25 protein-coding genes are annotated in these 18,931 nt (G+C 72.7%); 6 read left to right on the top strand and 19 right to left on the bottom strand.

All coding sequences use genetic code 11. The features are described 5' to 3' along the window. Positions 1-71: 71 nt before the first annotated feature. Positions 72-1,016: an AraC family transcriptional regulator gene (locus tag ACLJQM_RS45430; RefSeq protein ID WP_410636328.1), complete on the top strand. Its 945-nt coding sequence runs from the start codon at positions 72-74 to the stop codon at positions 1,014-1,016. On the opposite strand, the gene ACLJQM_RS45435 is transcribed toward ACLJQM_RS45430, so the two are convergent. From ACLJQM_RS45435 to ACLJQM_RS45460, 6 genes are all read right to left on the bottom strand, one after another. After that, positions 976-1,407, bottom strand: coding sequence for a YybH family protein (locus ACLJQM_RS45435; RefSeq protein ID WP_410636329.1), 432 nt, complete (start codon positions 1,405-1,407; stop codon positions 976-978). The two genes, ACLJQM_RS45430 and ACLJQM_RS45435, sit on opposite strands and share 41 nt — an antisense overlap. Beyond that, positions 1,404-1,835: an SRPBCC domain-containing protein gene (locus ACLJQM_RS45440; protein WP_410636330.1), complete on the bottom strand. Its 432-nt coding sequence runs from the start codon at positions 1,833-1,835 to the stop codon at positions 1,404-1,406. Before ACLJQM_RS45440 ends, ACLJQM_RS45435 begins: the two co-directional genes overlap by 4 nt. After that, positions 1,832-2,179 (bottom strand): ArsR/SmtB family transcription factor, encoded by a 348-nt coding sequence (locus ACLJQM_RS45445; RefSeq protein WP_360782511.1) that lies wholly within the window; start codon positions 2,177-2,179, stop codon positions 1,832-1,834. The genes ACLJQM_RS45440 and ACLJQM_RS45445 overlap by 4 nt, the downstream gene beginning before the upstream one ends. Positions 2,180-2,188: 9 nt before the next feature. Next, a complete protein-coding gene (locus tag ACLJQM_RS45450) occupies positions 2,189-3,241 on the bottom strand; it encodes a hypothetical protein (RefSeq protein ID WP_410636331.1) in 1,053 nt (350 codons plus the stop codon). A gap of 151 nt (positions 3,242-3,392) precedes the next feature. Next, a complete protein-coding gene (locus tag ACLJQM_RS45455) occupies positions 3,393-4,589 on the bottom strand; it encodes an RNA polymerase sigma factor (protein ID WP_410636332.1) in 1,197 nt (398 codons plus the stop codon). Then, entirely contained in the window at positions 4,586-4,930 is a 345-nt protein-coding gene (locus ACLJQM_RS45460) for a YciI family protein (protein ID WP_410636333.1), read from the bottom strand. The genes ACLJQM_RS45455 and ACLJQM_RS45460 overlap by 4 nt, the downstream gene beginning before the upstream one ends. Before the next feature lie 100 nt (positions 4,931-5,030). Between ACLJQM_RS45460 and ACLJQM_RS45465 the strand changes: the two genes are divergently transcribed. Both ACLJQM_RS45465 and ACLJQM_RS45470 read left to right on the top strand, forming a co-directional pair. Next, positions 5,031-5,822, top strand: a complete 792-nt coding sequence (locus tag ACLJQM_RS45465) for an alpha/beta fold hydrolase (protein WP_247023353.1) — start codon at positions 5,031-5,033, stop codon at positions 5,820-5,822. A gap of 9 nt (positions 5,823-5,831) precedes the next feature. Then, a complete protein-coding gene (locus ACLJQM_RS45470) occupies positions 5,832-6,875 on the top strand; it encodes a site-specific integrase (RefSeq protein ID WP_410636334.1) in 1,044 nt (347 codons plus the stop codon). 1 nt (position 6,876) lies between these two features. Here the strand turns inward: ACLJQM_RS45470 and ACLJQM_RS45475 are convergent, their stop codons facing one another. After that, a complete protein-coding gene (locus tag ACLJQM_RS45475) occupies positions 6,877-7,041 on the bottom strand; it encodes a hypothetical protein (RefSeq protein ID WP_166640695.1) in 165 nt (54 codons plus the stop codon). Positions 7,042-7,067: 26 nt separating this feature from the next. Here ACLJQM_RS45475 and ACLJQM_RS45480 point away from each other — a divergent pair, with 26 nt between their 5' ends. Then, a complete protein-coding gene (locus ACLJQM_RS45480) occupies positions 7,068-7,577 on the top strand; it encodes a CGNR zinc finger domain-containing protein (RefSeq protein WP_410636335.1) in 510 nt (169 codons plus the stop codon). A 57-nt stretch (positions 7,578-7,634) separates the two neighbouring features. Continuing rightward, complete coding sequence (locus tag ACLJQM_RS45485; RefSeq protein ID WP_360782489.1) at positions 7,635-8,411, top strand: SGNH/GDSL hydrolase family protein; 777 nt, start codon at positions 7,635-7,637, stop codon at positions 8,409-8,411. Here ACLJQM_RS45485 and ACLJQM_RS45490 read toward each other — a convergent pair. The 6 genes from ACLJQM_RS45490 to ACLJQM_RS45515 all read right to left on the bottom strand — a co-directional run bounded on the left by ACLJQM_RS45490 (position 8,391) and on the right by ACLJQM_RS45515 (position 12,382). Beyond that, positions 8,391-8,999 (bottom strand): TetR/AcrR family transcriptional regulator, encoded by a 609-nt coding sequence (locus ACLJQM_RS45490; RefSeq protein WP_410636336.1) that lies wholly within the window; start codon positions 8,997-8,999, stop codon positions 8,391-8,393. The genes ACLJQM_RS45485 and ACLJQM_RS45490 overlap by 21 nt on opposite strands. Then, positions 8,980-9,456, bottom strand: coding sequence for an SRPBCC family protein (locus ACLJQM_RS45495; protein ID WP_410636337.1), 477 nt, complete (start codon positions 9,454-9,456; stop codon positions 8,980-8,982). The genes ACLJQM_RS45490 and ACLJQM_RS45495 overlap by 20 nt, the downstream gene beginning before the upstream one ends. Next, positions 9,453-9,773, bottom strand: coding sequence for a metalloregulator ArsR/SmtB family transcription factor (locus ACLJQM_RS45500; RefSeq protein WP_247023359.1), 321 nt, complete (start codon positions 9,771-9,773; stop codon positions 9,453-9,455). Before ACLJQM_RS45500 ends, ACLJQM_RS45495 begins: the two co-directional genes overlap by 4 nt. Then, complete coding sequence (locus ACLJQM_RS45505) at positions 9,773-10,150, bottom strand: VOC family protein (RefSeq protein WP_410636338.1); 378 nt, start codon at positions 10,148-10,150, stop codon at positions 9,773-9,775. Before ACLJQM_RS45505 ends, ACLJQM_RS45500 begins: the two co-directional genes overlap by 1 nt. Positions 10,151-10,176: 26 nt before the next feature. Then, positions 10,177-11,700 carry an FAD-dependent monooxygenase gene (locus tag ACLJQM_RS45510; protein ID WP_410636339.1) on the bottom strand — a complete coding sequence of 508 codons (1,524 nt, stop codon included), beginning with the start codon at positions 11,698-11,700 and terminating at the stop codon, positions 10,177-10,179. 64 nt (positions 11,701-11,764) lie between these two features. Continuing rightward, positions 11,765-12,382 carry a TetR family transcriptional regulator gene (locus tag ACLJQM_RS45515; protein ID WP_410636340.1) on the bottom strand — a complete coding sequence of 206 codons (618 nt, stop codon included), beginning with the start codon at positions 12,380-12,382 and terminating at the stop codon, positions 11,765-11,767. 152 nt (positions 12,383-12,534) lie between these two features. On the opposite strand from ACLJQM_RS45515, the gene ACLJQM_RS45520 reads away from it, so the two are divergent. Next, positions 12,535-13,878, top strand: coding sequence for an MFS transporter (locus tag ACLJQM_RS45520; protein WP_360782474.1), 1,344 nt, complete (start codon positions 12,535-12,537; stop codon positions 13,876-13,878). 52 nt (positions 13,879-13,930) lie between these two features. On the opposite strand, the gene ACLJQM_RS45525 is transcribed toward ACLJQM_RS45520, so the two are convergent. The 6 genes from ACLJQM_RS45525 to ACLJQM_RS45550 all read right to left on the bottom strand — a co-directional run bounded on the left by ACLJQM_RS45525 (position 13,931) and on the right by ACLJQM_RS45550 (position 18,930). Beyond that, complete coding sequence (locus ACLJQM_RS45525; RefSeq protein ID WP_410636341.1) at positions 13,931-15,361, bottom strand: SPFH domain-containing protein; 1,431 nt, start codon at positions 15,359-15,361, stop codon at positions 13,931-13,933. A gap of 16 nt (positions 15,362-15,377) precedes the next feature. Next, positions 15,378-15,866: an SPFH domain-containing protein gene (locus ACLJQM_RS45530; RefSeq protein ID WP_410636342.1), complete on the bottom strand. Its 489-nt coding sequence runs from the start codon at positions 15,864-15,866 to the stop codon at positions 15,378-15,380. Then, entirely contained in the window at positions 15,863-16,297 is a 435-nt protein-coding gene (locus tag ACLJQM_RS45535; RefSeq protein ID WP_360782467.1) for an NfeD family protein, read from the bottom strand. Before ACLJQM_RS45535 ends, ACLJQM_RS45530 begins: the two co-directional genes overlap by 4 nt. Before the next feature lie 84 nt (positions 16,298-16,381). Continuing rightward, positions 16,382-17,197 (bottom strand): DUF3097 domain-containing protein, encoded by an 816-nt coding sequence (locus tag ACLJQM_RS45540; RefSeq protein ID WP_410636343.1) that lies wholly within the window; start codon positions 17,195-17,197, stop codon positions 16,382-16,384. Positions 17,198-17,248: 51 nt separating this feature from the next. Then, entirely contained in the window at positions 17,249-18,142 is an 894-nt protein-coding gene (locus ACLJQM_RS45545; protein ID WP_410636344.1) for an aminoglycoside phosphotransferase family protein, read from the bottom strand. Further along, entirely contained in the window at positions 18,127-18,930 is an 804-nt protein-coding gene (locus tag ACLJQM_RS45550; protein ID WP_247023369.1) for an SCO1664 family protein, read from the bottom strand. Before ACLJQM_RS45550 ends, ACLJQM_RS45545 begins: the two co-directional genes overlap by 16 nt. Position 18,931: the final 1 nt, after the last annotated feature.

Genomic DNA, 18,931 nt, shown 5'->3' on the forward strand with positions numbered 1-18,931 from the left:
AACCGGCCCGCGGTGAGACTCTCCATAGCTCAGAGCCTCGATCGCATGTTCCAGCGTCTACACTCACGATCATGGACCCGCTCGCCGCCCTCCTCGACGGCCCCCGCGCCCACGGCGCGTTCCTGCTGCGCTCGGTCATGACCCCGCCGTGGGCGCTGCGCATCGAAGACCGGGCACCGCTGACCGTCGTGGCCGTGGTCCGTGGCGAAGCGTGGATCGTGCCCGACGCCGGCGAAGCGGTCTCGCTGGGCGAAGGCGACGTCGCGATCGCCCGTGGCCCCGACCCGTACCTGGTCGCCGACCACCTCGGCACCCCGCCGCAGGCGATCATCCTGCCCGGCCAGGAGTGCCGCACCCCCGACGGCGGGCACCTCACCGAGCTCACCGGCCTCGGCGTCCGCACCTGGGGCCACAGCACCGACGGCCCGGTCGTGCTGCTCACCGGGACGTACACGATGGAAGGCGAGCTGAGCAAACGGCTCCTGGCGGCACTGCCCGCCCTGATCGTGCTGCGCGCGGCCGACTGGCCGACCCCGCTGGTGGCGCTGCTCGCCGCGGAGATCGGGCGGGACGTACCGGGCCAGGAAGCCGTCCTCGACCGGCTGCTCGACCTGCTGCTGATCGCGGCGCTGCGAGCCTGGTTCGACCGGCCGGACACCGCGGCACCGGCCTGGTACCGCGCCCAGGACGACCCGGTCGTCGGCCAGGCGCTGCGGCTGCTGCAGCACCAGCCCGCCGAGCCGTGGACGGTCGCCGAACTCGCCTCGGCCACCGGCATTTCCCGCGCGGCACTGGCCCGCCGCTTCGCCGTGGCGGTCGGCGAGACCCCGATGGCCTACTTGACCGGCTGGCGCCTCGCGCTGGCCGCGGACCTGCTGCGCCAGCACCGGGAAACCACGATCGGCTCGGTCGCCCGCCAGGTGGGGTACGGCAGCGCGTTCGCCCTCAGCACGGCCTTCAAGCGCGAGTTCGGGGTCAGCCCGCAGCAGTACCGGACGCGGGAACCAGCGTCGTGAGCGCGGCTCCGGTGGCGGCGTCGAACGGCACCGAACTGTGCTCGTGCACGATCTTCCAGCCGTCGTCATCCCGCCGGAAGCCGACGGTGGAGCGCACCCACATCGACACCTCGGTGCCGTCGGTCATGGTGCCCTCCACCTGGTAGAGGTAGTGCGCGAACCCGACATCGCCGCCGGTGACCACCTCGAGGTCCCGGATCTTCATCCCGATTTCCGTGCGGTAGGCGCCGAACCACCGCGCCAGCCGGGCCCGCTCGGCGTCGCGCCCCCGGTCCCGCAACGCACCGACCGCGTCGAACAGCGTGACGTCCTCGGCGTACTGCGCGACGAGGGCCTCGACGTCCTTCGCCGCCACGGCCGCGACCCGGGCTTCGATCAGCGCGGCGGTCACTTCAGCGCCTCGCCGAGGCGGTCCAGCCAGTCGCCCGTGCCCTGCTCGCGCCACTGCGGCTCCTCGGCGCCGTCGAGGAAGGTGCCTTGCTCGGTCAGGACCAGCCGGGTGCCGCCGCCGTCGGCTTCGAGCTCGACCGTGGTGATCGAGACCGTGGCGAGCACCTCGTCGCCGCTCAGCGTCGTGGCGTAGACGATCCGCCGGTCCGGCACGATGTCGTGGTACGTCGAGGTGACGCTCAGCTTGGTGTCGTCCGGCCCCGTCGCGCCGACGGTTTCCGTACCGCCGACCCGGAAGTCCAGGGTGTGCGTGCCGGCGGGGACGAACCAGCGGGCCTTCGCGGCCGGGTCCGCCCACGCGGCGAACACCCGCTCCGGCGGCACGGGGTAGCTGCGTTCGAGGGTGAAGGTGGCGTGCTTGACGGTCATGACGTGCTCCCTTCCGAGGTCCCCGGCCCGGCGAGGAAGTCGCCGAGCCGGTCGAGCCTGCCCTCCCACGTGGTGCGCTGCCGTCCCAGCCAGTGCTCGCCGGCGCGCAGCACCTCCGGTTCGATCCGGCAGGTGCGCACGCGGCCGACCTTCTCCGACCGCACGATCCCGGCGGTTTCCAGCACCTGGAGGTGCTGCACCACCGCGGGCAGCGACATGGTCAGCGGCTCGGCCAGCTCGCTGACCGACGCCGGCCCGCGCACGAGCCGCTCCACCAGCGCCCGCCGCGTCCGGTCGCCCAGGGCGCGGAACACCAGGTCCAGCGACTCCTCATGGTTAAGCATCTACTTAAGTTAGGCTCGCTCGGCCGATTGGTCAAGTAACCGCTTAAGTGTTTCGGGGAGCTCTGGCGTCTCTCGGACGACGGCGAGCACCCGGGCCAGTTCACGCTCGGCCGCGTCACCCCGGGTCAGCGCGGTGCGCAGTTCGGCGCCGAGGTTCGTGGTGGTCTCGTGCATCGACCGGACGGTCTGCTCGTGCGCGGCCTGCGCCTCGGCGAGCCGCTGGTCGAACCCGGCCCGCAGGCGCTCGGCGTCGACGCGGGCCCGCTCCTCCTGCGCGGCGACCGCCTTGACGTGGTCTTCGCGCACGGCGTCGAGGCGTGCCTGAACGGCGTCCGCGCGGCTTTCGGCTGCTTCGGTCCGCGCCTCGGCGGCCTGGCTGCGAACCCGTTCCTCGTCGACGGTGGTCCGGGCGGCGGCCAGTTCGGCGGTCAGCGCGGCGATCGCGGCTGCACGCTCGCCGGCCAGTGCCGCGGAGGCGTCGGCACGATCGGCGACCCGGGCGAGTTCGTCCCGGACCGCGGCCAGCTGCCCTTCGGCCCGCTGCTGCTCCTGCACGGCGGCGCGCCGGGCTGCCCGCTCCTCGTCCCGCTCCCGCAGCGCGGCGGCCTTTTCCTTCTCGGCCGCGGCCGCCGCTTCGACGGCCGCTTCGGCCTCGTCCCGGTCTTGAGCGGCGGCGGCTTCGGCGCGGCCGCGCTGCAGGCGGTGTTCGTCGGCCTCGGCCAGCGCCGCATCCCGTTCGGAGAGGGCGGCGGCGGTCGTCGCCTCGAGCTGGTGGCGCAGCGTCGTGAGTGTCTCCACGAGCCCGCGAGCGGGTTCGAGCACCCGGTCGACCTGCCCGGCGAGCGCGGTGACGGCGGTGTCGTCGAGTTCGGTGTCGCTCTCCCGCAGCGACTCGGCGTCGGCCAGCACGGCTTCGGCGTCCCGGCAGTTGAGGTTCCGCCGCCCCCAGGTCTTCCCGTCCTGGCAGAACCGAGCCCGGCTTCCCCGCCCCACCGCGGGCGGCAGCGGCGCCCCGCACCGCCGGTACTCGCAAACCCGGATCTGACCAGCGTCTTCCGTCATGATCAGGACCCTACCAAAGCTTCTGATCAGAACTAAAAGCAACTGTTCAAAATCAGAAGATATCTAAACGCGTGGCTGAGTTTGGATAAGGTTACATATCCCAACTCAGAACCCTCTGGAGGCCGAATCGGCCCCTCGAAAACTGGGTGGGCTACCCGCGACGCCCGGAGACGCCGAGTTTGCGCTCCAGAAGCGCCCGCTCGGCGGTGTTGCCCGTCAGCTCGATCGCCGCCGCGTACGCCTCGGCGGCCTCCCCCGCGCGACCCAGCCGGTCCAGCAGATCCGCCCGGATCGCGTGGTACAGCCCGAAGCGCGGCAGATCGAGCCCCTCGACCAACGCCAGACCCGCCGCCGGACCGTCGACCTCGGCGACCGCGACCGCGCGGTTCACCGCCACCACCGGCGTCGGCGTGACCGCCAGCAGCTGGTCGTACAGCGCCTTGACCTGCGTCCAGTCGGTCGGCGCGTCGCTGTGGACGGCCTGGATCGCCGCCTGGATCTGGTACGGGCCGGGCTGGTTGCGCCGCAGGCAACGGCGGACGATGTCCTGGCCCTCGGCGATCAACGCCGTGTCCCATCGGGACCGGTCCTGGTCGCCCAAGAGCACCAGGTCGCCGTCCGGGGTGGTGCGGGCGGCTCGTCGTGAGTGGCTGAGCAGCAGCAACGCGAGCAGGCCCCAGACCTCCGGCTCGTCGGGCATCAACCCGGCGAGGGCGCGGGCGAGCCGGATCGCTTCCTCGCACAGGTCGTCGCGGACCAGGTGCTCCCCCGTGCTCGCCGCGTAGCCCTCGTTGAAGATCAGGTACAGCACGCTCAGCACCCCGGACAGCCGCGCGGGCAGGTCGGCGTCCTGGGGGACGCGGTACGGGATGCCGGCGTCGCGGATCTTGTTCTTCGCGCGGACGATCCGCTGGGCCATCGTCGGTTCGGGGATCAGGAACGCGCCCGCGATCTCCGTCGTGCTGAGGCCGCCCAGCAGCCGGAGCGTCAGCGCGACCTGGGTGGCGCGGGCCAGCGCGGGGTGGCAGCAGGTGAAGATCAGCCGGAGCCGGTCGTCGGGCACGGCGCCCTCCTCCACGGGCTCGGCTTCGGCGTGCACGAGGGCCGCCTGGGCGTACTTGTCCGCCCGCGCGGCCTCCCTGCGCAGGCGGTCGACCGCGCGGTTGCGGGCGGTCGTGATGATCCAGCCCGCCGGGCTCGGCGGGAACCCGGTGGCCGGCCACCGGCGGACGGCCTCGGCGAACGCGTCCTGCACCGCCTCTTCGGCGACGTCGATGTCCCCGAAGACCCGGACCAGCACCGACACCGCACGCCCGTACTCGGCGGCGTAGACGTCCTCGACCCTCATCCGCTGAACGGTCGCACCTCGACCGGCAGCGGTGCCACCGCGTCGGCGAGCCGCCCGCCCCAGACCAGGGCGGCGTCGAGGTCGGGCGCGGTGATGATCGTGAATCCGCCGAGGTGTTCCTTGCCCTCGGCGTAGGGACCGTCGGTGACGAGGGTGTCGCCGTCCCGGGCCCGCAGCACGGTGGCGGTCGAGGGCGGGTGCAGGCCCCCGGCGAACACCCACGCCCCGGCCGCCTTGAGATCGGCGTTCAGGGCGTCGAGCTCCTTGACGATCCCGTCGAGCACGTCCGCGGGCGGGGTGGGGCCGTCGGGCTGGTAGATGCTGAGCAGGTACTGCTTCACGTCGTCCTCCTCGGTGCCTTCACCGCTGATACGAACGGAGACCGGCCGGATCGACAGCGTCCGGCGCATTTTCCGTGGACACGACCGGCAAGATCAAGGTGTGCAGATCCGTGCGTCCGACCACGAGACCACCGTGACCGCCCGCGGCACCCGCGGCCCCGCCGTGGTGCTCGTCCATTCGCTCGGCCTGGACCGCCGGATGTGGGACCCGGTGCTCGACCGGCTCGCCACCGGCCGGCGGGTGTTCGCCTACGACGTGCGTGGGCACGGTTCCGCCGCCGGCGCGCCCCTGCCGTTCACCATGGCCGCCACCGGTGCCGACCTCGTCGCGGTGCTGGACGCGCTCGAGCTCGGCATCGCCCACGTCGCCGGGTTGTCGCTGGGCGGGGCGATCGCGCAGACCGCCGCCGTCGCCGCACCCGGCCGCTTCGCCTCGCTGACCTTGCTGGGCGCCCCGGACCGGCCGGTCCCGGCGGCGTTCGAGGACCGCGCGCGGATCGCCGAAACCGAGGGCATGGCCGCACTGGTCGGGCCGACGCTCGAACGGTGGTTCACCGCGGCCGGGCTCGCAGCGGACACCGAAGGCGTGCGCTACGCCCGCGAGTGCCTCGCCTCGTTCGACCCGGTCACGTGGGCATCGATCTGGCGCGGCTACGGCGGTCTCGACGTCTTCCGGCGGTTGCGCGGCTTCCCGGCGCCGGCACTGGCGCTCGCCGGTGAGGCTGACGCGTCGATCACCATCGACGGCATGGCCGCCGTCGCCTCGCGGATCGGCGGCGGCGCGAAGCTGGAAGTCGTTCCCGGCGCCCCGCACATCCAGCCGCTCGAACGCCCCGATGAGGTGGCCGACGCCCTGGACCGGTTCCTGCCCGCGGAGATCGACATCCCGTAACCTCGGCGCGTGCCCGACCTGGAACCGGTGACCGACGTCGCCCTCGCCGCCGCCGGCCCGCAGGACCGGCTCGCGCTGCTGGACGAAGCCGCTGCGCGGCACGTCGACGGGCAGCGGCCGCCCAACACGCTCAAGGCCTACGCCCAGGACTGGCAGGTGTGGCAGGACTACACCGCCGAGGCCGGGATCCCGCCGCTGTCGGCGACGATCGGGGCGCTGACCGGGTTCGTCGTGTGGCTCGAACGCGGGCGCACGCTGCGCCCGGACGAACGCGCCGTGCCCGAAGTGCCCGAGCGGGCCGCGCCGGCGGCGCCGTCGACGATCGAGCGGCGGCTCACCGGGGCGCTCGCCGGGCTGCGGCACCACAAGGTCGTCGTCGACCCCGAAGCGAGCCGCGCCGCCTGGCGCGCGTTGAAGGGGTACCGGCAGCGGCTCGCCCGGGAGGGCGTCCAGCGCGGGCGCGGCAAGGCCACCATGGTGACCCTCGCCGACCTGCGGGCGATGTCGCGCGCCTGCCCGGACACCCTCGCCGGCGCCCGCGACCGGGCGATGCTGCTGATCGGGTTCCCGATCGCCGCGCGCTGCTCGGACCTGGCGAACCTGCTGGTCACCGACGTCGAGCCGGTCGACGACCGGGGGCTGGCGGTGACCGTGCGGCACGGCAAGAGCACCGGCGACATGGTCGTGCCGCGCCGCGAAAGCCCGGAAACGGACCCGGTGCGGGCGTGGCACGCGTGGCGCTCCGGCGCCGGGATCAGCGAGGGCCCCGCGTTCCGCCGGGTGGACCGGCACGGCAACGTCGGCGAACCCGCGTTGAGCACCACCGGCGTCAACCAGATCCTGACCCGGGCCGGGGGCCGGGCAGGCCTGCCGTACCCGGTGACGGGGCACTCGCTGCGGTCCGGGTTCGCGACCGAGGCGCGCCGGGCCGGCGCGGACGACCTCGCCATCGCCGACCAGGGCCGCTGGGTGCGCGGCAGCCGCGCGCTCTACGAGTACATCCGCCGGGTCGACCAGTGGAACGACAACGCCGCGGGCGCGCTCGACCTCTGAGTCACCGGGCCGGCCGGGTGGCGCCGACGACTTCGCCGTCGAGGCGGGCGAGCCAGCTGCCGCAGACGCAGCGCACGTAGTCGAGCCGGTGGGAGGCGCGCTGGGCCGCGGTCGCCGGCAGTTCGGCGAGCGGCCAGCCGCAGCGGGGGCAACGGTTGACGTCCATACCCCCGATCGTGCTGTAATGACTTTGTGCACTTCAACCCTTACGGCGGCCCGGCGGCGCTCGTGGCCGCGGACCTGGTGAACGCCGGGTCGGCGAGCGAGCTCCTGGACGGCATGGTCGGCAACGGCATGGCGATCCAGGCGCTGACCGACGACGAAGCCACCCGCATCGCCGACTGGGCCCACCACCTGAGGCCGGTGTTCGCCGCGCGCCCTGAAAACCGCCCGGAGCTGGTCAACACGCTGCTCGCGGAAGCGGCGTGCCGCCCGTACATCACCAGCCACGACGGCAAGCCGCCCCACCTGCACTACTCGGCGGAGGACGCCGGGCCGGTCGGCCGGGTCCGCGCGTACACCGCGGGCGGGCTGGCGCACCTGGTGTGCGAGGCCCCGGACCGCCTGGGTATCTGCGGCCGCGAAGGCTGCGAGGTGGCGTACGTCGACACGTCCCGCAATGGTCGCCGGCGGTTCTGCTCGACCCGGTGCGCGACGCGGGTGCACGTGGCCGACCACCGGGCGCGGCAGGTCAACGCCTGACGAGGGCCGGCTCGGGTGCCCGGCGATGGCCGCGGCGGGTTTGCTTAGACTGACGACATGAGCAAGCGCTTAGTGGCCCTGGGGGATTCGTTCACCGAAGGTGTCGGTGACGACGATCCCGCCTACCCGAACGGTGTGCGTGGCTGGGCCGACCGGGTCGCCGAACAGCTCGCCGCGCGGGAGCCCGGGTTCCGGTACGCCAACCTCGCCATCCGGGGGAAGCTGATGCCGCAGATCCTCGGCGAGCAGCTCGAGCCCGCGCTGGCCATGGCGCCCGATCTCGTCACCCTCTACGCCGGCGGCAACGATCTCATGCGGCCCAAGGTCGACATCGACGCGCTGATGGTCGACTACGAGGCCGCCGTCGCGCGGATCCGGGCGACCGGGGCGCGGCTGGTGCTGTTCACCGGGGTCGACGGGGTCGAGGACGCGCTTTTCCGCAAGATGCGCGGGCGGGTCGCGATCTACAACGAGTTCGTGCGCGCCATCGCGACGAAGCACGGTGCGCTGCTGGTGGACATGTGGGCGATGCGGCAGCTGCGCGACCGGCGGCGGTGGGCCCCGGACCGCCTGCACCTCAACGCCCACGGCCACACCGAGGTCGCCATCGCGGTGCTGGCGGCTCTCGGCGCCGAACACCCGCTGACCGCCGCGGAGCTGGGGCCGCGCGAGGTGCCGAGCGCCGCTGTCCGGCGCAGCGAGAACCTGCGGTGGGCGCAGGAGCACGCGCTGCCGTGGGTGCGTCGCCGGCTGCGGGGCGAGTCCTCCGGGGACACGCTCACCGCGAAGCGCCCGGCGCTCGAGCCGGTCGCCTCAGCGCCGCTCCCCCGCTGACGGGCGAAGGCCGTCGAAGAGGATCGTCACGGCCCGGTCGCGCAGGCGCGCGTCCGGGCCGGCGTACTCGGCGGCGCGCGCGACCCCGATGATCACCGTGATCAGCTCGCCGACGACGAGGTCCTCGCGCACCGCGCCCGCACCCTGCGCGCGGGAAAGCAGCACGCCGAGGGACTCCATCAGGCGGGCACCGATGTCGGACTTCGACACCGGCACGGTGACCCCGGCCGCGGTGAGCGCCTCGAAGTAGGTGTTTTTCGCGCTCGACATCTCGATCCAGCTGGTCAGAAACGTGAAGAACGCGCCGCCCGGATCCGCCGAGTCCGCCGCGACGGCGGCTTCGGCCTCGTCCACGAAGCGGCGCAACCGAGCGAAGAGCACCGCTTCGAGCAGCGCTTCCTTCGTCGGGAAGTGCCGGAACACCGTGCCGATGCCGACGCCGGCCGCGCGGGCGACTTCTTCCGTGGGCGCCCCGGTCCCCTTGGCGGCGAACACGCTCTCGGCGGCCTCCAGCACCCGCGCGCGGTTGCGGCGGGCGTCGGCGCGCAGCGGTTTGGACGCGGCGGGATCAGCGGTCGCGGGGCTCACCACCCGATCGTAACCGGGCCGCGTCCGGCAGCGCGTCCAGCAACCGGGCCAGCGCCTTCGGCACGTGGGAGCGCCAGCCGCCGCCCATGATCCGCCGGGAGACGCGCTGGAACACGTCGTCCGGGTCGAAGCCTTCGTGGCTGAGGAACAGCCGGGTGCCGGTGCCTTCGGGCACCAGCCGCCAGGTGACCGTCCACTGCGGACCCCAGCGGATGCTGAGCTTGCGTTCGGGCTCGACCTCCAGCACCTCGCACGCCACCGGGCCACCGGCGAACCCGGCCGCGGGCACCGGCTCGGCCAGCAGCTGGAACCGGTGTCCCACCACGGGTTTGATGTCGTTGGGCATGTTCATCCACCGCTCGAGCAGGTCCGGCTCGGTCAGCGCGCGCCACACCTTGCGGGCCGGGTGGGCGAGGAACTGGTCGACGTGGATCGCGGTCGGATCGTCGTCGGTCACAGGTCGTCCTCTTCGTCGAGCAGGTCTCGCAGGGTGGTGAGCTTGCTCCGCCAGAAGCGTTCGTACGGCGTGAGCCAGTCCGCGACTTCCTCCAGCGGCGCCGCGTCGAGGCGGTAGACGCGGTTGCGGCCCTGCCGCTGCTCGGCGACCAGGCCGGCCTCCCGGAGCACCCGGAGGTGTTCCGAGAGGCTCGGCCGGGCCATCTCGAACCGTTCCGCGATCGAGCCGGCCGCCATCGGCCCGTCCAGCAGCAGCCGCAGGACCTCACGCCGGGCCGGGCTGGCCAGCGCGGCGAAGACGTCGTCGTTGACCGGCATCAGTTCGGCACGGTGCCGAAGTCCGACGGCTGCAGCAGGCCGAGGGTGTGGCCGTCGAGGTCCTTGAACGACGTCGCCCGCCCCCACGGCCGCTCTTCCGGCTCGACCCCGGCGGCCCGCAGCGCGGCGACGTCGGTGTCGAGGTCGGTGGTCTGCAGCTGGAAGTGGCGCGGCCCCGGCTCGATCCCGGTGACCTGCTGGTCGGTCAGCACGACCCCGGTCTTCGCCCCCTTCGGCGCGACCAGCACGAACCGGCCCCCTTCGGGCGTGCGGCGGTCGACGAGCGCCTCGAAGCCGAGCTTGCCGACGTAGAAGTCCCGCGCGCAGGCGTGGTCGGCGACGGGCAGGGTCAGGAACTGCACGTGCGTGATCGTCATGCCGCCGACCATACGTAGGATATCTCCTACACGTCAACCGGGGTGCCGAACCACCGCTCCAGCGCCGTCCGCAGTGCTTTCCGTTCGGTGTCACCGGGTTCCGCGGAGCCGGACGCCCAGGCGACGTAGCCGTCGGGACGGATGAGCAGCGCCGTCACCTCGCCCGGCGCCTGGCCGGGCACGAGGTCGACCCGGTCGGTCCAGCCGCGCAGCTCGTCGCCGAGCGAGCCGGTGAAGTCCAGCAGCAGTGGCCGGGCCGTGGTGGTCAGCTCGGCGAGCCGGGTGCCGTCGGCCAGCACGAGGTCCGGGGCCCAGCGGCCGTCGAGCGGGTGGTCGGTGGCCGGCTCGTACCGGACGTCGGCGCCGGACATCAGGTCGGCGATGTGCTGCACGGTGCTCGGCAGCCGCAGCAGCTCGCCGAACAGCTCGCGCAGCGCGGTGACGTCGCGCCCCGGGGAGATCAGCGCGGACTGGGCCTGGGTGTGCATGACGACGCGCTCGGCGACCGGACGGCGTTCGCCCTCGTAGGTGTCGAGCAGCCCCGCCGGGACCCGGCCGCGCACGACCGCCGCGAGCTTCCAGCCGAGGCCGACCGCGTCCTGCAGACCGAGGTTGAGCCCGGGGCCGCCGATCGCGGAGTGGATGTGCGCCGCGTCGCCGACCAGCAGGACGCGCCCCTCGCGGAACTTGTCGGCCAGCCGGGTGTTGCGCCCGCGCAGCCGCCGCAGCAGGTGCGGGCCGTCGCCTTCGGGTGGGCCCAGCGGCAGGTCGAACCCGAGGACCCGGCGGATGCTCGCGCGCTGCTCCTCGAGGGTCGCCGGCGGCTCGTCGCCGGTTTCCTCCTCGTCGGTCCACTCCATCGTGGTGACGAGCGTGCCGGCCGGGAACGGCGCGTAGACGAACAACCCGGTTTCGGTGCGGTAGTGGAAGAACGGCGGGATGACGCCGTGCCCGGGAACGCGCAGGCCGCCGGACCGCGGGTCGGCGAATTCCGCCGGCACGGTCGCGTTCGCGGTGTGGGAGACGGTGCGGTCTTCGGTGACGCCGGGGAAGCCGATGCCGGCGAGCTTGCGGGTGGCGCTGCGGCCGCCGTCGGCGCCGACGAGGTAGCGGGTGCTGATCCGGGTCGGGCCGCCGGGACCGGCGACGTCGAGGGTGACCGCGTCGGCGTCCTGGGTGAGGCCGGTGAGCTCGTGGCCGCGGCGGACTTCGACGCCGAGTTCCGCGGCGCGTTCGCCGAGCATCGCCTCGATGCGCCGTTGCGGCACACCGAGGATCGTCAGGGGGTTGGGTTCGGCCAGGGTGAGGTCCAGGCGCATCGCGCCGAAGACGAACGCGGGTGCGGGCGGGCCGAGCGGACCGGCCAGCCGCTCGTGCAGCCCGCGGCGGTCGAGGAGGCGCACGACCTGGCCGACGAGCCCGTTGGCGCGGTTCTCGGTGGTCGGCTCGGGTAGCCGTTCCAGGACCAGCGGCCGGACTCCGGCGAGGGCGAGCTCGCAGGCGAGCATGAGGCCGTTGGGGCCGGCTCCGGCGATGACGACGTCTTCCATGGCGAAACTCCTTGAGGCAGCACGAAATGGCCCGTCGAGCGGGCATTTCTCGGATGGGGCCGGGTCAGCGCGGTTCGGGCAGGCCGGCGGCGAGCCGGCCGAACACGTCGCGCAGGAGCGTTTCGAGCGGTGGTGCGGGCTCGGTGACGAGCCACTGCTGGGTGACGACGGTGAGCGCGGCCCCGACGACCCCCGCGACCAGCCGCGGGTAGACGTCCCGGGCCGGGTCGGTGCCGGTGCGTTCGCCGACGGCGGTGGCGAACTCGGCCTCGGCCGCCGCGCCTGCCTTCTGGAACTCGCCCTGCAGTGCGGGTTCCGCGACCATCAGCCGCAGTCCTTCGATCCACGACTGGTCGGCGGCCTGCCCGTCCGGGACGGGCAGGCCGAGCGCGAACCCTTCGAGCGCCGCCTGAGTGACGGCCTCCCAGATCGGTTCGCCGGCGGGCCGCTCCCGCAGCGCGGCGGCGATCGCCCGCGCCCGGTCGTGGTGCCGGGCGACGATGGCTTCGCCCTTGCTGCCGAAGTAGTTGCTGAAGGTCCGCGTGGAGACCCCGGCTTCGGCGGCGATGTCTTCGATCCGGACGTTGTCGAAGCCGCGTTCGACGGTCAGCCGGATGGCCGCCCAGCTCAGCGCGATGCGCGTCTCGTGCTTCTTGCGCTCACGCAGGCTCTGGGTGTCCATGTACCCACCATAGCCCTACTTGCCGAATCTGCAAAGTTTCCGAATCTGCACTTAGTTGGTCACCGACTGGACGAGAATCCGGTCATCGATCGCCGAAAGCGTCGACGAGCGTCACACTGTTGTGCGACATCGGTCACCGGAGGTGTTGCGAGATGGTCCTGGGCGACAACGGCGTCACTCACAAGGTGGAGGCGGACAGCAAGTCCGGCAAGGTGCAGGTCCGGCGGGCCGCGCTGGCGAGCGCGATCGGCACGACGATCGAGTGGTACGACTTCTTCCTCTACAACACCGCGGCGGCACTGGTCTTCCCGCACCTGTTCTTCCCCGCGTCGAGCGCGTACGCGGGAGCCATGCAGTCCTTCGCCACCTACGCGGTCGGGTTCGCCGCGCGCCCGGTCGGGGCCGCGATCTTCGGGCACTGGGGTGACCGGATCGGGCGGAAGGCGACGCTGATCGTCACCCTGCTGCTGATGGGCATCTCCTCCGGCGTGGTCGGGATGCTGCCCGGGACGTCGGCGATCGGGTTCGCCGCGCCGCTGATCCTGGTGCTGCTGCGGCTGGTGCAGGGCATCGCCATCGGCGGCGAGTGGAGCGGCTCGGTGCTGCTCGCGATGGAGTGGGGCGACCAGAAGAAACGCGGCCTGCTCGGCAGTTTCGCGCAGATCGGCGTCCCGGTCGGGCTGGTGCTCGGCACCGGGGGCATGACGCTGCTGTCGGCGACGCTCTCGCCCGAGGCGTTCGACTCGTGGGGCTGGCGGCTGCCGTTCCTCGCGAGCCTGATCCTGGTCGGGGTCGGCCTGGTGATCCGGCTGAAGATCCTCGAAACGCCGATGTTCGCCAAGCTCGTCGAAAACCGGCAAACCGCGAAGACGCCGGTGCTCGACGCGATCAAGCACCACTGGCGGGAAATCCTGCTCTCGGCCGGCGTCCGGTTCAGCGAGCAGATGCCGTTCTACCTGTTCACCAGCTACGTGCTGATCTACGTCGTCGCGCGCCACGAGTTCAGCAAGACGTTCGTGCTCAACGCGGTCCTCGTCGGGGCCGCGTGCGAACTGGCGCTGATCCCGCTGTTCTCGTCGCTGTCGGACCGCTTCGGGCGCAAGAAGGTGTACCTGACCGGCGCGGTGTTCACCGCGGTGATCGCGTTCCCGTACTTCACGATCCTGGCGCACGGCAGCCACGCGCTGGTGTTCGTCGCGGTGGTGGTGTCGTTCGTCCCGCACGCGCTGCAGTACGGGCCGCAGGCGGCGCTGATCGGCGAGAGCTTCCCGACGCACCTGCGCTACGGCGGTGCCGGGCTGGGCTACCAGCTGGCGTCGGTCTTCGCGGGCGGGCCGGCGCCGCTGCTGGCGACGTGGCTGCTGCACACGACCGGGACGCCGTACTCGATCTCGGGCTACATCGTGCTCTCGGCGGTGGTCACGGTGGCGTGCGTGATCGCGTTGAAGGACCGTTCGAAAGCCGACATCGACGACGTTTCCGTGTACCAGCGCTGAAAAGCCGTGAAGGCCACCTCGAGCCGAGGTGGCCTTCACGGTGTTCGGTGCGTCAGCGGCGCGGGCCGCCCTGGGGGCCGCCGAACGGGGGCTGCTGCGGGAACGGCCCGCTGCCCGGGTTCTGCTGCTGCGGGCCGCCGAACTGGCCCGGGGGCGGCGACTGCGGTACCGGCTGGCCCTGGTACTGCTGGGCACCCGGAGGCGGCCCGGCCGGGGACTGCGGCTGGGGCAGCGCCGGCTGGCCGCTCTGCGGGGTCGGCGGCTGCTTCGGGGCCGGCGTGACCTCCATGCCGCGGTCCTCGTCCGGCTCCGGCGCGGGCTGCGGCTGGGACGGGCGCGGGATCGACGGCCGCGCGGCCGGCGCCGACGGGGCCCCGATCGCCGGGACCTCCTTGCGGGCCACGGCCTCCGCGGCCGCGACGGCCTCGGCGACCTTCGGGTCGCTCTTGGTCTCGAACCAGCTGGAGACCTCTTCGTCCTCGAGGTCGGGCTTGGCCGGGACGTCGTCCTCCTTCGGCGGCTCGTAGCGGAAGACGCCGTCGTCACCGGGGGCACCGAGCGCGCGGGCGAAGCCTTCGAGGGCCTTGCCGTAGTCGCTGGGGATCATCCAGACCTTGTTCGCGTCGCCCTGCGCCATCTGCGGCAGCGTCTGCAGGTACTGGTAGGCCAGCACCTCCGGGGTCGGGCGGCCGGCCTTGATCGCGGCGAACACCTTCTCGATCGCCTTCGCCTGGCCCTGCGCCTGCAGGTACCGCGCGGCCCGCTCACCCTGCGCCCGCAGGATCCGGGACTGCCGCTCGGCTTCGGCGGCGAGGATGGTGGCCTGGCGGGCACCTTCGGCGGAGAGGATCTGGCTCTGCTTCTGACCTTCCGCCGTCTTGATCGCGGATTCCCGCTGACCTTCGGCGGTGAGGATCATGGCGCGCTTCTCGCGGTCGGCGCGCATCTGCTTCTCCATCGAGTCCTGGATGGAGGGCGGCGGGTCGATCGCCTTCAGCTCGACCCGGCTCACGCGGATGCCCCACCGGCCGGTCGCCTCGTCCAGCACCCCGCGCAGCTGGGTGTTGATGGAGTCGCGGGAGGTCAGGGTCTGCTCGAGGCTCATGCCACCGACGACGTTGCGGAGCGTGGTGGTGGTCAGCTGCTCGACACCGACGATGTAGTTGGAGATCTCGTACACCGCGGCGCGCGAGTCGGTGACCTGGAAGTACACGACGGTGTCGATCGACACCGTCAGGTTGTCCTCGGTGATCACCGGCTGCGGCGGGAACGAGACGACCTGCTCGCGCAGGTCGATCCGGGCGCGCACCTTGTCCAGGAACGGCACGAGGATGTTCAGGCCCGGTGAGGCGACCGTGCGGAACCGGCCGAGCCGTTCGATCACGGCGGACTGGGCCTGCGGCACCACCATGACCGCCTTGGCTATCGTGATGACCACGAGCAAGGCCAAGGCTATGACCAGCCCGATCACAAATCCGGTCAAGAGAATTTCCCCTTACCTAGTACCATTCTTGCGCGGTTGACGGTGTCTCGGGTGCCGCCGGGCGCCGCACCGAAAGCTCGAGCTTCCGCACGGCGACGCCCCAGCGGCCGGTGGTGTCGCGCAGGACCGTCCACACCGTGCGGTGGAGGTCCCCCGGCGCGGCGACGGCGCGCTCGGCGGTGGTCCGGCCGGCTTCCTGCCGCAGCGCGGTGCGCACCAGCTGTTCGATCGCGACGGCCGGGTTGCTGATCGCGTAGGTGGCCAGCTGCGGGTCGGTGATCGTGAAGACGATTTCGAAGCCGGCGTCGACCTCCTTGCCGTCCCCCGTGGCGATCGGCCGCGGCGGCGCGGACAGGATCTGCTCGCCCAGGTCGACGCGCACCCGGACGCTGTCGACGAAGGGCAGCACGAAGTGGCGGCCGGGACCGAGGACGACGCGGAACTTCCCGAGCCGTTCGATCACCGCGGCCCGGCCTTCGCCGACGGTGACGAGACCGAGGCTCACGGCTCGGTCGCCACGACGGCGGTGGCCCCGGAGATCTCGACGACCGTGACCGATGTGCCGGGCTGGATGGGCGGGAGGTGCTCGGACATGCTGCGCGCCGACCAGACGTCCCCGGCCAGCTTCACCCGGCCCGCCTCGTAGTCCACTGTGGACACGACGACGGCGCGCGCCCCGATCAGCGCCTCGATGCCGGTGTGGTGGGTCGGGCCGGCGAGGAAGCGCCGCTTGAGCGCGGGCCGCACCAGCACGAGCATGCCGACGGAGGCGACGGCGAACACGGCGACGTCGATGAAGACGTTCCCGGTGAGCACCTCGGCGCCGGCACCGAAGAGCGCGGCGACCCCCAGCATGATCAGCACGAAGTCGCCGGAGACGACTTCCGCGATCATCAGGGCGATGCCGACGATCAACCAGACCAGTGCCCAAGACATGGCTTCATGCTCTCAGATCGCACCGGATCGCACCGGCGCAGTGACGGGACGTGACCTTCGCGTGACCTTGGACAAATCGGACATTCAGTCCTCCTCGGCGGGTTCGGTGACGAAGTCGATGAGCCGCTCCACGGCCCCGATGAGCGGGGTCTCGAGGTCGCGGAAACTGCTCACCCCGCTCAGGACACGTTGCCAGCCTTCGAAAGGTTGCCCCCAGCCGAGGGCGTCGCAGATCCCCTGCTTCCACTCGGTGCCGCGCGGGATCTTCGGCCACGCCTCGATCCCGACCGCCGCGGGCCGCACGGCTTCCCAGACGTCGATGTACGGGTGCCCGGTGACCAGCACGTTCTCGTCGCGGACGGCCGTGACCAGCCGCGACTCCTTGCTGCCGGGGACGAGGTGGTCGACCAGTACGCCGAGGCGGCGGCCGGGGCCGGTGCCGAACTCGGCGATGCGGTCGGCGAGCACGTCGACGCCGTCCAGCGGTTCGACGACGACGCCTTCGACGCGCAGGTCGTGGCCCCAGACGCGTTCGACGAGCTCCGCGTCGTGCTTGCCTTCGACCCAGATGCGGGAGTCGCGGGCGACGCGGGCCCGCAGGCCCTGGACCTTGACCGAGCCGGACGCCGACATCTGCCGCTCGGGTGCCTTGGCCGGGGCCTTGAACGGCACCAGCGTCACCGGCTTGCCCTCCAGCAGGAAGCCGGCGGGGGCGAACGGGAAGACGCGGTGGCGGCCCTTGGCGTCTTCGAGCACGACGTTGCCGTACTCGATCTTCACCACCGCGCCGCAGAAGCCGCTGACCGGGTCCTCGACCACGAGCCCGGGTTCGGCGGGGACCTCCGGCACCTTCTTGCGGCGCTTGCCGGCGAGCACGTCGTCATAGGAGTGGGAGCGCACGACCTGGGAACTTAGCGGCCGTGGCGCCCTCGGCGGGGCGTGCCACGCCGGTCAGCGGGACAGTTCCAGCAGGGCTTCGGTGAACGGAGTGCGCTCGCCGCGGCGCAGCGGTGCGTGGGCGGCCAGCGGGGCGAGCGCGGCGCACCACGCGAGGGCGCGGTCCGCGTCGAGGCCGGGCAGGTGCGGCCGGAGTGCCTCGACGCCGTCGTCCAGCGTGCCGCCCGCGGCCAGCGGCAGGTAGAGCCAGTCGGCGAGGTCGAAGGCCGGGTCGCCGACGCTCGGTCGCGGGTCGATCGCGACCAGGCCGCGGCCGGGGCCGGCGTCGAGGACGTTGCCCGGGTGCAGGTCGCCGTGCACGACCGCGAGCGGCCCGTCCTGGGCCAGTGCCATCGCCCGGTGCCGGGCCCGCGCGAGGACTGCCGGAGTCAGGTACGGCTCGGCCGCGGAGCCCGAGCCCACGACGGTGCGCTCGGTGATGTCGTACATGAACGTCACCCGGTCGGTGAGCGGCGGCAGGTCCTCAGGGGGCTTGACGCCGTGCAGCTCGGCCAGCATCTCGCCCAGGTCCGGCCACGGGACCTCGCGGCCGCGCAGTTCGGTGCCGGGGACCAGGCCTTCGAGCAGGATCGCGCCGGCGTCGAGGTCGGTGTCGAGGACCTGCACCGCCCGCGTGCACCCGGCCCAGGCGCGCAGGCCGGTGGCCTCGAGCCGGGCGACCTCGGGGTCCGGGGTCAGCTTGAGCACGCGCAGGTCGCCGCCGGGGCCGGTGCACAGCAGGGTGCGGCCGGTGTTGCCGGGCCTGGCCTCGCGGACGGTCAGCCCCCACCGCGCGCTCAGGCGGGCGACCAGGCCGGGGAAGGTGTCGCACCAGGGTTCGGCCAGGTCGGGGCCGAAGCGGCCGACGAGCCGGGCCCGGGTCGCGGCGTCGATCAGAACAGCGGCCACGGGATGGCGCGCCAGTCGTCGCCCGGCTCGGGGAAGATGCCTTCGGCGAGCAGGACGTCGGTGCGGTCGGCGAGCGCGCGGATCTCGAAGCCGGTGATGTGCTCGGCCAGGGTCTCGCCGAGGCCGCCGTCGAGCTCCGAACGCAGCTTGCGCAGCTTCTCGACGACGTCCGGCGGTACCGGCTCGCCGATCCAGCCCCACAGCACGGTGCGCAGCTTCGGGTCGGTGTGCAGGCAGATGCCGTGGTCCACGCCGTAGACGCGGCCGTCGACGCCGGGCAGCAGGTGCCCGCCCTTGCGGTCGGTGTTGTTGACGACGATGTCGAGCACGGCGAGGTCGCGCAGCCCGGGGTGGTCGGCGTGGGCCAGCACCGCGGGTTCGCCGAGCCGGTCGTGGGCGTGCAGCACCGGGCGCCAGCCGTCGGGGACGTCGTCGGGCGGGAGGACCTCGACGAGGTCGTCCTCGGTGGTCTCGACCCACAGCTGGACCATGCCGGGACCGAACGGCCCGTCGCGCAGCACGGTCGGCGGGATGGCGCCGACGCCGGCGGCGTCGGCGATGATCGCGGTGGCGACTTCGCGTCCGGCCAGCGTGCCGTCGGGGAAGTCCCACAGCGGCCGCTCCCCCGACACCGGCTTGTAGACGACCCGGCCGGTGACGCCGTCGAGCTCGATGGCGCAGAAGAGCGTGACGTTGGAGGCGTCCACCAGCCGGCCTTCGACGTCGATGCGGCCGTGGGTGACCAGCTCGCGCGACGCCGGGTCGGCCGGATCGGGGGTGGGGGCCATG

This window comes from Amycolatopsis sp. cmx-4-83, assembly GCF_046548815.1.
In the GTDB taxonomy this organism is placed as follows: Bacteria; Actinomycetota; Actinomycetes; order Mycobacteriales; family Pseudonocardiaceae; genus Amycolatopsis; species Amycolatopsis pretoriensis_A.

Excerpts from the sequence above, each read along its gene's own strand:
- ACLJQM_RS45430 (WP_410636328.1), top strand. The coding sequence starts at position 72 with ATGGACCCGCTCGCCGCCCTCCTCGACGGCCCCCGCGCCCACGGCGCG.
- ACLJQM_RS45440 (WP_410636330.1), bottom strand. The coding sequence starts at position 1,835 with ATGACCGTCAAGCACGCCACCTTCACCCTCGAACGCAGCTACCCCGTG.
- ACLJQM_RS45445 (WP_360782511.1), bottom strand. The coding sequence starts at position 2,179 with ATGCTTAACCATGAGGAGTCGCTGGACCTGGTGTTCCGCGCCCTGGGC.
- ACLJQM_RS45450 (WP_410636331.1), bottom strand. The coding sequence starts at position 3,241 with ATGACGGAAGACGCTGGTCAGATCCGGGTTTGCGAGTACCGGCGGTGC.
- ACLJQM_RS45455 (WP_410636332.1), bottom strand. The coding sequence starts at position 4,589 with ATGAGGGTCGAGGACGTCTACGCCGCCGAGTACGGGCGTGCGGTGTCG.
- ACLJQM_RS45475 (WP_166640695.1), bottom strand. The coding sequence starts at position 7,041 with ATGGACGTCAACCGTTGCCCCCGCTGCGGCTGGCCGCTCGCCGAACTG.
- ACLJQM_RS45485 (WP_360782489.1), top strand. The coding sequence starts at position 7,635 with ATGAGCAAGCGCTTAGTGGCCCTGGGGGATTCGTTCACCGAAGGTGTC.
- ACLJQM_RS45500 (WP_247023359.1), bottom strand. The coding sequence starts at position 9,773 with ATGCCGGTCAACGACGACGTCTTCGCCGCGCTGGCCAGCCCGGCCCGG.
- ACLJQM_RS45505 (WP_410636338.1), bottom strand. The coding sequence starts at position 10,150 with ATGACGATCACGCACGTGCAGTTCCTGACCCTGCCCGTCGCCGACCAC.
- ACLJQM_RS45510 (WP_410636339.1), bottom strand. The coding sequence starts at position 11,700 with ATGGAAGACGTCGTCATCGCCGGAGCCGGCCCCAACGGCCTCATGCTC.
- ACLJQM_RS45515 (WP_410636340.1), bottom strand. The coding sequence starts at position 12,382 with ATGGACACCCAGAGCCTGCGTGAGCGCAAGAAGCACGAGACGCGCATC.
- ACLJQM_RS45520 (WP_360782474.1), top strand. The coding sequence starts at position 12,535 with ATGGTCCTGGGCGACAACGGCGTCACTCACAAGGTGGAGGCGGACAGC.
- ACLJQM_RS45535 (WP_360782467.1), bottom strand. The coding sequence starts at position 16,297 with ATGTCTTGGGCACTGGTCTGGTTGATCGTCGGCATCGCCCTGATGATC.
- ACLJQM_RS45550 (WP_247023369.1), bottom strand. The coding sequence starts at position 18,930 with ATGGCCCCCACCCCCGATCCGGCCGACCCGGCGTCGCGCGAGCTGGTC.